Origin of the sequence: Bacteroides salyersiae (genome assembly GCF_031172035.1) — a bacterium.
In the GTDB taxonomy this organism is placed as follows: Bacteria; Bacteroidota; Bacteroidia; order Bacteroidales; family Bacteroidaceae; genus Bacteroides; species Bacteroides salyersiae.
The window spans coordinates 575,765-591,919 of record NZ_CP133452.1 but is presented as its reverse complement, the minus strand read 5'-3'; the positions used below and the strand labels follow the sequence as shown (position 1 = coordinate 591,919).

The 16,155-nt window shown below is 42.9% G+C and carries 8 protein-coding genes; all 8 read left to right on the top strand.

Annotated features, from left to right (window positions below; genetic code table 11):
• The first annotated feature begins 139 nt into the window (after nucleotides 1-139).
• The 8 genes from RB604_RS02365 (at nucleotide 140) to RB604_RS02330 (ending at nucleotide 16,146) form a co-directional block, all read left to right on the top strand.
• The gene (locus tag RB604_RS02365) at nucleotides 140-4,300 is read left to right on the top strand and encodes a hybrid sensor histidine kinase/response regulator transcription factor (protein ID WP_007480020.1); all 4,161 of its coding nucleotides are present in this window, start codon (nucleotides 140-142) and stop codon (nucleotides 4,298-4,300) included.
• A gap of 383 nt (nucleotides 4,301-4,683) precedes the next feature.
• Complete coding sequence (locus RB604_RS02360) at nucleotides 4,684-5,220, top strand: RNA polymerase sigma factor (protein WP_007480022.1); 537 nt, start codon at nucleotides 4,684-4,686, stop codon at nucleotides 5,218-5,220.
• Between the two features lie 118 nt (nucleotides 5,221-5,338).
• Nucleotides 5,339-6,820 carry an alpha-L-arabinofuranosidase family protein gene (locus RB604_RS02355; protein WP_007480024.1) on the top strand — a complete coding sequence of 494 codons (1,482 nt, stop codon included), beginning with the start codon at nucleotides 5,339-5,341 and terminating at the stop codon, nucleotides 6,818-6,820.
• The gene (locus RB604_RS02350; RefSeq protein ID WP_007480025.1) at nucleotides 6,817-8,406 is read left to right on the top strand and encodes a hypothetical protein; all 1,590 of its coding nucleotides are present in this window, start codon (nucleotides 6,817-6,819) and stop codon (nucleotides 8,404-8,406) included. Before RB604_RS02355 ends, RB604_RS02350 begins: the two co-directional genes overlap by 4 nt.
• A gap of 7 nt (nucleotides 8,407-8,413) precedes the next feature.
• On the top strand, nucleotides 8,414-10,186 hold the full coding sequence (locus RB604_RS02345; RefSeq protein WP_055293679.1) for a hypothetical protein: 1,773 nt from the start codon (nucleotides 8,414-8,416) through the stop codon (nucleotides 10,184-10,186).
• A gap of 106 nt (nucleotides 10,187-10,292) precedes the next feature.
• Nucleotides 10,293-13,343 carry a SusC/RagA family TonB-linked outer membrane protein gene (locus RB604_RS02340; RefSeq protein WP_055293677.1) on the top strand — a complete coding sequence of 1,017 codons (3,051 nt, stop codon included), beginning with the start codon at nucleotides 10,293-10,295 and terminating at the stop codon, nucleotides 13,341-13,343.
• Between the two features lie 14 nt (nucleotides 13,344-13,357).
• On the top strand, nucleotides 13,358-14,899 hold the full coding sequence (locus tag RB604_RS02335; protein WP_007480031.1) for a RagB/SusD family nutrient uptake outer membrane protein: 1,542 nt from the start codon (nucleotides 13,358-13,360) through the stop codon (nucleotides 14,897-14,899).
• A gap of 35 nt (nucleotides 14,900-14,934) precedes the next feature.
• Nucleotides 14,935-16,146 (top strand): glycosyl hydrolase 53 family protein, encoded by a 1,212-nt coding sequence (locus RB604_RS02330; protein WP_007480033.1) that lies wholly within the window; start codon nucleotides 14,935-14,937, stop codon nucleotides 16,144-16,146.
• Nucleotides 16,147-16,155 lie beyond the last annotated feature (9 nt).

Here is a 16,155-nt window from a genome sequence, read left to right as displayed (position 1 = left end):
GTTTGGTGGTAGAAAAATACCGGTAGTCTCTCCGGTTACCTGATACTATTTTTTTATCCGGGAGTTAAAAAAATATCAGAGAATGATTATTTTATTAATTTTGTTCTTGTAAATATGCATACGAAATAGAATTTATCAGATGAGAACACGCTTGTTATGCCTTCTTTTCCTGTTTCTTTGGATGGAAACCGGTCTCTTTGCCGCCCGGAATGTTCGGTTGCGATATGAAAGCATCTCTATCCCGCAGGGATTTTCTACACCGGAAATCTATTGTACTTTTCAGGATAAAGAAGGATATATCTGGTTTGGAAGTGGAGACGGTCTCTGTCGCTGGGATGGGTATCAGATACGTACTTTTAAGTCTGATTACCGTCATCCCGATTTGCTGACACATAATTGGGTGAACTGTATCGCCGAGGATGCCGAACAGAACCTATGGATAGGAACTCAATTCGGACTGGATATATTGAACAAGAAGACGGGGCGGATCCGCCATTTTGCCAAAGGGAAATTGACGAACCAAACGGTGTGTGCGATATTGGTGACCAGGAACAATGATATCTATGTCGGCACGAACTTTGGGCTGAACAAATACATCCCGGAGACCGACAGTTTCCAGCACTATTATTCGGGCAGCAGTGGCAATTCCATTTGTGGTAACGACATCAAGACACTTCTGGAAGACGATCGGGGCGATATCTGGATCGGAACATGGGTCGACGGCCTTTGCCGGTATTCCGTACGCGAAAACCTTTTTATCTCTTATCCCCGTGTGAACGAACGTAACTCGGTGTACTCTTTGTTTCAAGACCGGGATAAAAACATCTGGATCGGTTCGTGGGAGTGTGGACTGACACGGATCGTGAATGCTCATACTCCCGATAAGTGTCAATACGTAACCTATGAATATGATCCCGGAAAATCCGGCAGCTTGTCCAATAACACCGTCTATTCCATTTCACAGGATAATCTCTACGGATATATCTGGGTGGGTACGCCCAATGGGTTGAATGTGTTGACCGACATAAATAGGAAAGATGCCTTTTTGCGTTATGACAGGCAGAGTGGCCGTGAGTTCAGTGATTACGAACTTTCTTCTATTTATCGGGATCGGTCGGGCATCATGTGGTTGGGATTCAATGGTTCGGGGGTGAAAAAGGTGCAACTCTCTCCGAACCGGATACAAAACTATTCGTTGGCCAACCTGCCCGAACAGTATCACACCAATTCTGTCTTTTCCCTGTTCGAATATCCCGATGATATCTTCTGGTTGGGAACTAAGCTGAACGGCATTGTGAAATATGACCGAAAATCGGATAAGTACATACATTTCCCCAGCTATGCGAATAATGACGAACTGAACCGACAGATCAAGACCATCTCCTCCTTTCATCGTTTTAAAAATGACGACCGTATATGGGCTACCTCCTTCTATTCGGGAATTTACATCATCCGCACGGAGGGCGAGAAGGATACTTCCGTACAGAACCTTTGTTTGAAGAACACTCCGAGCCTTGTCAGCGATTGCATATCGACACTATTTATGGACAAAGACAATAACCTCTGGGTGGGAGCCCGTGGTATAAACGTGTTCAATGATAAGGACAGTTTGATCATTTATGATATTGAAGACCACAATACCTATAATAAGAAAGGCATTCAGACAGATAGCCGCACATCGGTCCTTTCGATTATACAGGATAAGAAAGACAGGATATGGCTGGGTACCGAAAACAACGGTGTCTATCAGGCTACTATACACAAGAACGATCTTTCCAGTATCCGGTTTACTCTCTATAACCGTGAGAATGGGAAGATAAACAATAATAATATTCAGCAGGTTTTTGAAGACCGGAACGGTGTTATCTGGGCCGGAACCAAAGGCGGCGGCTTAAGCCGGTATAATCCTGATAAAGATTTGTTCGAAATCATCGGCAATGTGTCTGAGATTCCGGGTGATGTGATAATGAATATCCTTGAAGATAATTTTGATAACCTCTGGCTAAGTACGAACCATGGCCTGGTACGTTATAATGCAAATTTGCCGAAAGAACAGCAGATCAAGATATTTACATCGAGCGACGGACTCGAGGATAATGTTTTCAACCGGGGGGCATTCTACAAGAACCGACATGGCGAAATGTTCTTCGGGGGATACGGTGGTTTCAACTCTTTCTATCCCGAGCGTATTAAAGATGACAGGTATATCCCCAACGTGGTGATCACCGATATTAAGATTTTTAATAAATCGATCGAAGAACTTCCGTCCGAAGATCGTCTGAAGATGTCGGACAATCTTCCCAATTATTCCGACATGATACGTTTGTTTCCCGATCAGTATAACTTTAGAATTGAGTTCTCCGCACTCTCGTTTTCGAATGCGGAGAAAAACCGTTATTCGTTTATGCTGAAGGGCTTTGATACGGAATGGCAATATGTGGATGCTAACCATCGCTATGCCAATTACAACAATCTGTCTCCGGGAAAATATCTGTTTTGTGTGAAGGCATCCAATGAGAGTGGCTTTTGGAACGATCAGCCCAAAGAGTTGATCATTGAAATATTACCCGCTTTCTACCAGACCTGGTGGGCCAAATTGATTTATGTGTTTATAGTCATCGGTTTGATTTATCTGGCCTATCACGTATTGTCGAACCGGATGAAAGTGGCCAATGCACTTAAAATTCAGGAGATGGAACATGCCAAGATAGACGAGCTGAACCAAAGTAAACTAAAATTTTTCACCAATATTTCCCATGAGTTGCTCACACCACTAACCGTGTTGTCCTGTGCGGTGGACCAGTTGAGGAAGACCTATCCTGACAAGGATGACACCTTCGAGACAATGAAACGGAACATCAACCGTTTGATGCGCCTTCTACAGCAGATACTCGAATTCCGTAAGGCGGAGACCGGAAACCTTAAACTTAAGGTGTCTTACGGTGATGTCGCGCAGTTTATCATCTCCTTATGCAACGATCATTTTAAACCTCTTTCGGACAGTAAGCAGATCGACCTGCAGGTCGAGTCCTTTCCCGAATCAATTTATGGATGGTTTGATCCGGACAAACTCGATAAGATCATTTATAATCTCTTGTCCAACGCCTTTAAATATAATTTTGAGGGCGGGAGCATTCATGTCATTATTCAGGGAGTGATAAAGAGGGAGGAGAGCGAGTATGACTCGGTCATCATACGGGTGAATAATACCGGACAGGGAATTGCTCCGGAAGCTATTCCAAATCTTTTCAAACGTTTTTACGAGGGTGAGTATCGGAAGTTTAAGACAAAAGGTACGGGTATCGGGCTCTCTCTCACCAAGGATCTGGTGGATTTGCATCAGGGTGGCGAGATCAGTGTGAAAAGTCAGGTAAACAAATACACTGAATTCACTGTGACTTTACCGCTGTTGAAGAGTAGCTTTACTGCTGATCAGATTGACGACGGGCATGTGACTCCCCAATCTCAGGATGCACTTGTCCCTGTTGAGACGAGACCGGACGTTACTGTCCGGGATCATGATAAGCCGACGTTGCTCGTAATAGAAGACAATCCAGAACTGCTGCACATTATTTGTAACTCGCTTGAAAAAGATTACAATGTATTTTCCGCAGTAGACGGACAGGAGGGATTGAAACTGGCCATTGAGAATAATCCCGATCTCGTGGTGTCGGACATAATGATGCCCGGTATCAGCGGATACGAGGTATGCAAAACGTTGAAGGGAGATATTAAGACCTGTCATATTCCCGTTATTCTGCTGACAGCTAAGATTGGTAAGGAATCGCAGATCGAAGGATTTGAAGCCGGTGCCGATATTTACATAACCAAGCCTTTTGAATTTGAAGTGCTGGAAGCCCAGATTCGCAGTTTGATAAACAATCGCAACCGCATGGTGGAGAGGTTTCGGGGTAATATAGACTTTCAAGAGGTCGTTTCGGAATTTACCAGTCTCGACGAACAGTTCTTGAAGAAAGCCATCAGGCTGATAGAAAATAACATATCCAACCCGGACTTTAACTTGACTGCCTTTCAGGAAGAAATGTGCGTGACCAGTTCCATGCTTTACCGCAAATTCAAGGCACTGACGGGGATGCCGCCATTGGAGTTTATCCGTAAGATAAGGCTCGAAGCGGCTGTCGAAATAATGAAGAGAAAGAAATGCAGTACTTCGGAAATCGCTTATGCTGTAGGGTACAACGATCCGAAATATTTTAGCAATAGCTTCAAGAAAGTATATGGGATGCTACCATCCGAATACATGGAGAAGTACCACTCCGGTTCCGAAAAGAAAAGTTAAGAATAACTGCCGGGACATTCCCGTCCCTATGGAGAGCCTGTTTAAAATTTCCTTAAAAGAACATAGTTGAGCGAATTTTAAACAGGCTCTATTCGTTTTTTGTCCCTTTCCACTTGCTTGGAATACATTGCTCCGGCAGGTGATGTTTTTTCTACTTACCCCTCTCAAATAACCCTGTAAGCCCTCTTTGAATCTTTTAAACCGCTATTTGAAAATAATTTCATCCATAAAAAACGGCCTTCAAAACCCTTCCATCCATTTTGCAAGAATACTCATCCTCAAGATGAAAAGATCGAACTAACTTTGTCTATCGCTTTTTAAGAGATTTGTTTTTGTTCCTTACTATTTGCCTTTAAACAGATAACCATTAAAAGAAAATACATATGAAGACGAATGAAGAGATATTACTTGGAGTGAAAAGGGGAGATGCTTCCGATTTTGAATTATTGTATGCCAGGTACAAGGAGAAACTGCACAACTTTATACTTGCCGTCTCGAACTACGATTATTATCTGACCGAAGAGGTTGTACAGATAACCTTTGTTAAAATTTGGGAAACGAGAGAAAGAATTGATATGGACAAATCTTTTGGTTCGTACATTACTACTATTGCCCGGAACACGCTAATGACTTATTACAATCACAGAAAAACAGAACGGGCCTATTGCAGTAAGTTTACTAATGAATCTCTTTCTACCTACGAGACGGAAGAGGCCGTGGTCAGCCGTCTTACTCTGGAACATGTGAATAAGATCATAAAGCTGATTCCCCCGGCACGTCAACGGATATTTGTGATGAGCAAGAAGTATGGTTATAGCAATAAAGCCATTGCGCAAAGGCTCACTCTATCGGAAAACACGGTTGAGTCGCAGCTGACAAAAGCACATCTATTTATGAGACGCTATAAAAATGTGATCTGACCGGCTTTGATTTTTCACTGGAAATGCTCTGGTTCGATGATGGCAGACCACAATGCGCCCGTGTGTTGTGGGCGGGCATAATAGTTATAACATAGGGTATAAATATAAAAATAGAATTATGGGGAAAAAAATATACGGTTTTATCCTTTTTGTTTATCTTTGTATTGCGGTGAGCGCTGGAGAATTCAGAAAAGGGAGAGAGAGTAATACTATAAACATAATAACAATCAATACGTCCCGGGTAATCAATCGTTTCGAACAAAATCCAATTGGACTAAATCTGAACTATTTTATTGATAACGATAAAGTGAGTAATCCTTCAATCTCTCTTGCCGACGCCATTAAAAGAATGGGAGTCAGGTATTTGAGATATCCCGGAGGTGATAAGTCCGATAATAATTTATTTTCTGTTCCGCCTTACGAGAAAGCAATCCCCAGTCTGTCTCGTAAGGGAAAAGGCACTTCTATGGGGCGTGAAGCCTTTCTTACGGATAATGAATCGGCCTTTAAGTTCGAACCGTTAAATTTCGATGATTTTATGAGTTTGTGTCAGGAGACATCTTGTGAACCGATTATTGTCGTTCCTTGTGATAGCCGTAAAAACAGTTATTCCGAAGCGACTTATCTCAGCACCCGCGAGCAGCTGATAGAGCACGCGGCCGAATGGGTACGGTATGCCAATAAAAAACACCATTATAACGTCAAATATTGGATGGTAGGTAACGAGAGCTGGCATCCTTCCGTGATGTATGGAGGGTATAGTGCAGATGATTACGGAGAAGATGTCCGCGATTTTTCGGATGCTATGAAAGCGGTGGATCCCACGATAAAAATCATTCCCAATGTCGCTTCCGATGTGGAAGCCGTTACAAAATCGGTTTTTGAAAAAGCAGGCGGCAAATTTGATATGCTGTGCATCAGCAATTATCCGATACGTACCTATAAGAACGGGTACGAAGATTGGGTGGCTAAAACCCGTGATCTGATATTTCCGTTCAGGGGGGTACTGGAACAGATAAAAAAATACTCTTCTACTCCGGAGCAGGAGAATCTTAAAATAATTGTAGCCGAATACGGACCGTTTGATTGGTGGGATGGTTGGGGTGCCAATGCGGATATGGGACATGCCATGTGCAACTTTGACATTCTGGGTAAGCTGCTGGAACAACCAAAAATGGCGGCGGGATGCTTTTGGAATACCCGTTGGATGCTCGAACCGAATCCGTGGCCCGGGTTCAATGCATTCGATAATAATAATAACTTTCATCCGATTGCTTATTCAGTGTCTTTCTGGGCAAATCATCTTTATCCGGAAATGGTGGAATGTTCCACAGACCTGAATACCTTGATTGCCTACTCGACATATAGCAGAGATGAAAAAGCGGCATATGTTTATCTCATCAATCAGGGTAGTGACGAAGCACGTTTCGAACTCAATTTGGAAGGGTGGCAAATTAGTGCTGTCACGCGTTTGGCCTGTATGGTGGGAAAATCCAGTGACGATCTTGAACCAGAAATATTTACCATGCCGGTTAAGGAATCGCAACCTTCGAAAGTACCGGCTTATTCCATATCAATTTATAAAATAAACATAGTATGAAAAGGACATTTTTATTTTTCATTTACATTTTTCTGTACGTTGCCAGTCTCTTTTCGGGGGAGATTGTAGTTGGTTCGCTTGTTGTAAATCGATTGGATGGCAATCCGTTGGGAATCAATATCAACACCTACGTAGATGATGATAAAACTACCAAAGCACCGAAGAAGCTGAGTGCGGCATTACGAGAAATGGGAGTGAGGTATCTGCGCTATCCGGGTGGTGATAAAGCGGATCATATCTTGTTTTCTGTTCCACCGTACCACGTGGCGAAGCCTACGCCCGCCCGTCAGGGAAAAGGAGCGGAGTATTTGCGGGAGGGATTCTTGAATGCAACGGAAACTGATTTTAAGTACGATCCCTTGGATTTTGACGAGTTTATGACTGTCTGTCGTGAAGCCGGTTGCGAACCGGTGATAGTGGTTCCGGCAGATTTATATAAACTGGTGAAAAACATGAAGACCGGCGAACCGCTTTACGACTATAAAGGAGAAGCGTTGGAGGTTGAGAAGAACAGGGAATTTCTGATAGAACATGCTGCGGCATGGGTCTATTATGCCAATGTGAAGAAGAATTACAATGTGAAGTACTGGATTATTGCCAATGAGACCGAAGTTGCTTATTATGATGGCTATGTGGAAGATGTACCGGGTGATTTTCCGGGAAAGAAAGGGACTGTTGCCTGTACTCCCGAAGACTATGCCCGGTTGTTAATCGATTTTTCGGCGGCAATGAAAGAGGTATGCCCGTCTATCGAGATCATATCAAATGGTGCTGCCTGGAGTGTTGAGAGTTACTTGAAAATTCCCGGTGTGGTAGAGGCCATCGACCACATCTGTACGAGCAACTATCCTTTGATGAGCTATCCGGAAGGTTCGAATTATGAAACGTGGGCACAAAAAAAGTATAAAAATGGGGTGATGACAGGCCCTATGGATGAAATTCTGGCCAAGATCAATGCCAATGCCAAAGCTAAAGAGAAAGGGCTGGATGTTTGGGCATCGGAGTTCAATGCCATGTATGGCAGTTGGGAAGGAGGCTTTGATTTGGGACACGCGTTGGCCAATATCGATATAATCGGGCAGATACTCCAGAATCCGCGTTTTGGTAAGCTGTTTTTTTGGAATACGCATTGGGGAGGAGGTTTTTCCGGTACGGGCGAGTTACCTATGTTTGGCGCTTATGACGGTCTGTTCCCCAACAATGAAATGTCTCCCAAAGGTTTCTCCGTCTCTATGGTGGCCAACCACTTGTTTCCGCAGATCGTCCAGACAAGGATCAGTGGTACTTATGACGGCGTGATGGCTTATGCCAGCCGGAGCGAAGATAACAAGGAGGTTTATTTGTATGTTATCAACACGAAAGACACCGACGAAAATATGGATTTGAAAATAACCAACCGTAAGATCAAAGAGATAAAGCGTGTGTCCGAAATGTACGGTGATACTCCCACTAAGGGCGACTGGTATCCCGGATGGGATTATAAAAAGGACATGCCGGTAATGACGCATCAGGCAGAGACGGTTGAAGGAGAGAGCCTGTCTCTCAAGAAATACTCGGCTTCCGTATATCATATCACATTAGAATAAGATTCATATGAAAATAACAGATATAGCAAAAAATATGGCGTGTATGCTTCTTTTGGCGTATGCTGCCACAGTAGCTGCACAGGAAAATACAGCGAGCTTTCTCTATCGTCTGAACGGCGATTTTAACGACGGTACCTTTTCATCCGGTAATCAAACTACCATTCAGTATTGGAAAAAAAACTCGGAAAGTAGCTCCATATATACGATGGTTTCAGAGGGAAAAAAGATTCTGAAATTTGCGATTGCAGGCACTTTGGAGACGTCTTTATTTTTGCCTGCCGGAAATTATACCCTTCGGATGAATGTTCCGGCATTCAGAAGAAGCGGTTCTCTTGGAACAGTAGGTGGAGAGGATATGGGCTTTTGGGTACGTGTAAAACGTGGATCTGAATATTTGGACAGTGACATGTCGGATGGAATGTCCGATGGCTTGTTTGTTCCGAAATCGGCTGTAAACACGGGGGAGATCGTACGGAGTGTTACGGTAAGGATTCCTGAATCGGGTGAATACACCATCGAGATGAAGGCTTCTTCCAGTTGCAACATCGATATTGACTGGATAGAACTTACTGCCGGTGAATTGGAATATAGCAATAACTATAATGTTTATAATTCATGTTTTAAAACCATTCCGGTGAATCCCTATTTCTTTTATGATCTGAAAGGATGGGAAGTCCGGGATGGAAATGCGTGGAGTGGTACTCCGACCAATACTTTCTGTGGTGAGTTGAGTAATCCGATACAATTCGATTCGAGTAATCTTTTGTTTTCGGATCATAAACTGACGGCCATCGTACAGAAACTGACGAAAGTTCCGGCGGGAGACTATCTATTGAAATTTGATTGTGCGGGGATGGCAGATGAAGCCGATGTTAAGCTTAGTTCGGTCACATCCGGTTTAGTAGATCACTCCTTTTTTGAGTCGATGAGCTTGAAACAGCAGTCTTTTTCATATAACGTGACGTTGCCGTCGGAGGCTAATTTGGAATTGGTGTTTAGTATTTTACCTGCCGAGGGGATGGATGTCCGCCTTTCGAATATTGAGCTTGTTAAGGTGAATACCGGTATCTATAATGCTGATTTTTCCAATCCGTATCTCGGGTGGCATTTTGAAGAGAATGTAGCGCGTGAGAATAGTGCTAGCTCTGCCGAGAAGGGATATTATATGACTCTTTATCCTTATGATGGAGAGCATAATGAGGTGAAAGCGAGCCAATATGTCACAGGGATAGCTCCGGGTGCTTATCAGCTGGAATGTCTGTTGGCGACCGAGTCCGGAGCATCCGGTCAGGATGTATTTCGAGTAAAAATAGAGACCGGCAATCCCGATAACGATCGGGAACTGTCTGTGAATCTGGGTGACCTGTCTGCATATCCGGTTGAATATACTAATGGTGCGTATCGTTGGTATAAAGTATCTACGTTGCCTTTCCCTGTTATGGCGGTGTCCGACTTGGTCAAGATTTCATTCTTCAGTAATTCGGGAATGAAAGTAATGGTGGATGACGTGGCTCTAAAGTATTCGGGAGGTGTTTCGGTGAATGAAACAACGCGTAATGCGTTTACTTACCTGATAAACGGTAATTATCTGATTGTTGATAAACTGGAGGATGGTTCTACTGTCCGACTGTACACCACGGATGGCATCCTACTCTACGAGAGTGGTCGCAATGCGGCAGGGGGGATTCGGATTGAATTGCCGGGTGGACAGCGGATGTTTTTACTTGAGGTAAGATCCGCGAATCAGGCACCGGTCACAGTTAAGCTCCTTCGGGAATAGAGGTTAATTAGTACTAAAAAAGGAACAGGCGATAACGGAAAATAATCCTTAACAAGTATGAACTATAACTAAGAAAGAATACGGTTAATATAAAAATGATGATACGATGAAAAGCAAATTAAAATTTGTCTTGCTATTTGTAATGTTGAGCTTTATGTTCTCATTATCAGCACAGAATCTAAGTGTATCTGGAGTGGTATATGATGACTTGGGAGAAACGTTACCGAGTGCGTCGGTACGTGTAAAAGGTACAGACAAGGGAACGGTGACCGATATGGACGGTAAGTTCACGGTTCGGGTGCCCATGAATGCCACTCTGGAAATTTCTTTTATGGGGTATGCAACTAAAAGAGTGAAAGTGACGGGAGGAAAGACCCTTAAAATAACTTTGGAACCCGATGCCATGCAGTTGGACGAGGTTGTTGCAATTGGATACGCCGGAGTCAAGAAGTCCGATTTGACAGGTAGTGTGCAATCCATCAAAACGGAGAATCTGACCATGAGCAGTGCGAGTAATGCTGCACAGATGTTGCAAGGGCGTGCTACGGGCTTGTATGTGAACAGTGCGAATATGGATCCGGGAGCCATACCGACAATGACCTTGCGTGGGCAGGGATCGTTTGCGGGAAATGGAGATCCGTTGGTCATCATTGATGGCTTCCCGATGGATGATTTAGGGGCGCTGAACCGTATAAATCCTAATGATATAGTGCAGATGGATGTTTTGAAAGATGCTTCGGCAGCGGCTATATATGGTTCGAGAGGAGCTAACGGAGTTATCATTGTAACCACAAAGACCGGACGTGAGGGCAAATTGAAAATAGAGTATTCTGGAAAAATTTATACACAGACCATTGCTAAAGATGCGAATATGATGAACTCTGAAGAGTACACCCGTTTTTATCATGATCTGGCTAAAGATCCTACTTTTGCGCATACATATCGTACCGGTTTTAATGGCGAATATTATGCATATCCAATTGAATATTACTACCAAGGATTACTGGCAGACACAAGTTGGAAAGATGAAGTCTTGAATAAGAATTTGAATCAGGAACATAATCTGTCAGTATCGGGGGGCAGTTCTGATTTTAAATACAGGGCTTCCGGAAATTTTTTTGATGGGAATGCTTTGGTAGGGCCTGCTGATTACCGGCGTTATAATTTTGCTACGAAATTAGTGTATGAAAAGAATAAGTTGTATCTCAACGTCGACATGAATTATACGCAGGAACTGCGGAATAATGTGAAACCGGATTATTATAATGCTTTGCGTTTCCCTCCGGTCGTGCCTATCTATGACAGCGAAGGGAAGCCCTCCAAATATCCGATTGAAAGTATGGGATGGATGGACGAGACAAACCCGTTCAGTTACCGGCAATTGAATAAAAATAATTCGGAGGAGAATACTTTCAGAATGTTTGCATCGGCTAAATATAATTTGTTGAAAGGGCTGTATCTGGAAGGAAGATTTGGCTATGAACGCAGGTTTAATGAGAATTTTTGGGATCAGCAACCTTATGACACCGTAGTGGGTAAAAACAAAGCTGGCATTCAGCAGGAAAACTGGTCGAATCTGTTGAACGACTGGATTTTGAATTATGCCGTCACATTCAAGGGACATTCGATTTCGGTCTTGGCCGGAACTTCTTTCCAGAAATACAGGTGGAGAATGCTGAATGCCAACAATTCGGAATTTCCCAGTAGTGATATTAGCTATTATCAGCTACAAGCCGGTATAGGTGTGGATTATGGATTTAACAGCGGTTGGACAGAAAGGGCTACTCAGGCTTTTTTCGGGCGGTTGAATTATGATTATAAGGGTCGGTATCTGGCTACTGTAAATTTCCGTGCAGATGCCGCCACTCAATTTGGTGAAAATAATAAATGGGGATATTTTCCGTCTTTCGCTTTTGCTTGGAAAGTGGATAGAGAGAGTTTTTTCAATAGCTCTAATCCTTATGTGAATACTTTGAAATTGAAGGTTGGGTATGGACTCGCCGGAAATTCGGATGTCCCTAACGGAAGAACGCAGAGCCTGTTGAATTATAGGCGTGCAACTATGGGTGACGGTGTTGTGAATGGAGTAGAGTGGAATGGAGACTATATACCCAATCCGGATTTGCATTGGGAAAAATCGGCAACGGCTAATTTTGGGGTAGAAGCTGGTAACTCTTTCTTTTATTTTGATCTGAATTACTATATAAAGAATTCAAGTGATTTGCTGATGGAAAGACAGATGCCGCATGAAACCGGATTTAAAAAATATACGATCAATAAAGGCAAAATGCTTAATAAGGGACTTGAGATGAAGTTGGACTTTTACCTCGATTTCTTTAACAGGCAGTTGCAGTGGAAGCCCAGTGTATGGTTCTCCATAAACAAGAATGAGGTGAAGGATATAGATGGGGATGAAATTTTATGGAATAGTCTGTATTATGGTACGGAAAAAGGGTATGCAGGTATTCGTAAAGCCGGTACACCGTACAATGCCATGTATGGATATATTTTTGATGGAATATGGAGCACGGAAGAGGTGTATGTGGCCAGTGTGTATGGAGCGAAACCGGGTGATCCTAAATTCAAGGACATTAACGGATATGATAAAGACGGAAACGTGGTAGCTGGAAGAGACGGGAAACTGGATGAGGCGGACAAGGTGTATCTGGGAAATGGCAGTCCTAAATATCTGGGTGGTTTTTCAAGTTCGTTACGCTATAAGGGAATCGAATTGAGCTTTATGATTGAAGCGGTTCTCGATAAAAAGGTTGCCAATTTAAACCGGATCACTATGACGGGACCGGAATTCGAGTGGTATGGCAACTTGTCACGTGAGGCGTTGGACAGATGGACGCCTGAACATCAAAATACGGATGTACCGAGCCTGACGCGTGTTACCGATCCTAAGCTGTATTTAAGTACATGGTGTATTCAGGATGCTTCGTTTGTCAGAATGAGAGATTTGACTTTGTCCTATCTGATACCTCTGAAGAAAGGCTTTTTTATAGAGGAACTGAAGGTCTTTTCTTCTGTAACCAATCTTTTCACAATCACGAAATATAAGGGTATAAACCCGGATGTGCAATACATTGACGGACGTGGGAATATGAATCCTTTTACTCGTACGATTACTTTTGGTATTAATCTTTCACTTTAACTAACTATTGTCATATGAAAAATATAATATATACAATATTGGTTCTTAACGTACTGTTTTGTACGGGCTGTACGGATCAACTTGAAGAAACGATTTATGGAAAATTTCCGGAAGAGGAGTATTGGAAAACGGAATCGGAATTATTAACCGGACTTGCTTCCGCCTACGGGCGGTTGGTGATTCCTTGGGACGCTCCTTTTTCGCTGGAAGTTTTCAAAATAGAGGAGTGTGCGTCGGATTATGCCGTGGGTGCAGGCGAATGGGGAGATTATACCGGCTGGTCGTCTATATTTCCGGGAGCTATTAATAATGTGTATGACTATCTGTGGTCATCGATTAGCTATTGTAACAAGGTGATTGACAAATCAGAAGAAGGATTTCAGAAGACACAGGCAGGAGAACCCGGTTATAGTATCTCTAAAGAGGTGAAGGAGCAGATTATTGTGGAATCCCGCGCAGTCAGGGTTTTTTGCTATTTCAATCTTTGTACGTGGTTCGGTGGTGTACCTATTGTTACCAGTTCAACCGATCACAGGCCCATTATACCCAAACAGACTCAGGATTCTGTGTATCGGTTTATGGAAAATGAGCTGAAAGAGGTTATCCCGTTTCTGCCCACAAAAAGCGAACGGATGAATATGACAAAAGATTATGGTCGGGTGACAAAAGGAGGTGCAGAGGCTTTCCTTGCACGTATCTATCTGGAACAAAAAAAGTGGCAGGAGTGTGCTGATTTGACTACGAAACTGTATGAAGACAATCAGAGAACGAGGGAGTATGGCCTTGAAGGAAATTATGCCGATATATTTTCATTGCAAAACGAAGGGTATAGCAACTCGGAGATTATGTGGGCTTTACCGGCTGCAGGTTGTATAAATGGTAAAGCTGTGTCGGGAATGGTTTTGCATGCACAACTTTCAAGACCTAAAAAAGATGAGGAAGGTCAGCCGGATTCCGGTTATTTTCCCAATAATTACAACTGGGGAGACATGAGTGTGAAGCGTGATTTCTACAACACTTTCGACAAAAACGACAAGCGGAGGGAATTACTGGTTACTGTGTTTACCGATTTGAAAACCGGACGTCTGATTGACTGGTTGGCAGAATCGGAATGGAACAAACCCATTATGAATAAATACCCGGCGGACCCCTCGACGGATGGTAGTGTTTCCGGAAACGATTTCATAATCATCAGATGGGCGGATGTTTTGCTGATGAGAGCGGAAGCATTAAATGAATTGGGTGATGCCGGTGAAGCCGTCGATATGGTGAATTTGGTTCGAAACAGAGCCGGATTGAGAGAACTGGATGCCACTGCGGATTTTGGCAATGATAAAAAGAAGATCAGCGATCATATTTATAACGAGCGACGGTGGGAGTTTTATTTTGAATGTCAGGGCAGACGCACGATGAAGAGATTTAATAAGTTGGTCGACCACATTGCCAGGACTTCGGGAGATGCAGGAACGAATGTGGCCCGGTATCTGTATTTACCTTTCCCGGCGGTAGCAATGACTGCCAATCCCGGACTCACTCAAAACAGTGGCTATAAATAATTGAATGATAAAGAAATGTTTAAACAGTTATATCTATGAAACCATTTGATAAATATATATTTTTTCTGATAGCCGGGTTTATATTACTTCTTATATCGTCCTGTTATGAGCCCGATGTGGAAGAGGTTTTGCGTCCGGGAGCTGTCATTCAGGATGATAAATACTATTTAGGTACAAGCTTGAGCTATGCTTCTTATCTGGAACGTAACGCCACGGACGGGCAGTATTTTAAAAATGAGAACGGAGAGCGTGAATCACCTTTTGAATCGGTGAAAAAACATGGTGGGAATATTGTGCGTCTTTCTGTTGCTTTTGGCCCATATACCAGCGACAAGGCCGGTAATGTCTCTTATGCTATTGATTATCATGTGTTCGAAAGGGTGAAAGAGGATTTTAAAAAGGCTAAAGATGCGGGCCTTGAAGTTTTCTTATCTATTCTTTACGAAAAGGGGCTTAAATCCGAAGAGTGGTTGAAGATACCCGATGGACCGGAAATGGAAGAAGCCATCTATGACTATGGAAAAGATATATTGGAGAAACTTGCCGGAGAGAACCTTTTTCCCACTTTTGTTGCTATAGGCGGTGATTATGATTTCGTTGCGTCAAATGGACTTTTCATGTGTCGTCTCGGTGATAATGATGCCGAACGGATGGTTACCTATATGAATGCCGGATACCGGGCCGTCAGAGATTTTGCTGCTAAATATGATAAGAAGATAAAAACAGTTTTTCATGCTTCAAAGGCGGATGATGTCGTTCGTTTATTGGGGCGATTTTATACCGATGAGTATGCACTTGATTTTGATGTGTTGGGTATAAACTATGTTTTTGATACCGGTCATTCGGCTTATAGTACTTTGGGAGAATTGTCTGTGTACATGAAGCTCATCTATGAGAAGGAGTTCATGGTAGTAGGTGCCTCTTTTCCGTATACGAATGTCAATGCGGATAAAGTTTTTAATATATATTCCCGTATGGATATGATTACTTACGGATCGACTTATTCTCCTGAGGTGCAGGCTCGTATGTTTGTTGATTTTACCATTGATGTTTTGAAAGCCGGTGGATTAGGAGTAATTGCCGAAGGAGGAGATTTTTTGGGGTGCGAGTTGTGGTTTGCCGGTAATCCATGGAATAAGGGATCGAACTGGGACAATCGTACCTTTTGGGATAAGGATTATCGGCTTCATGTCGGTATCGATTGGATGAAATACGATTATAAGCCATTTGTGAAGAGAAACTATTAAATTGATTTT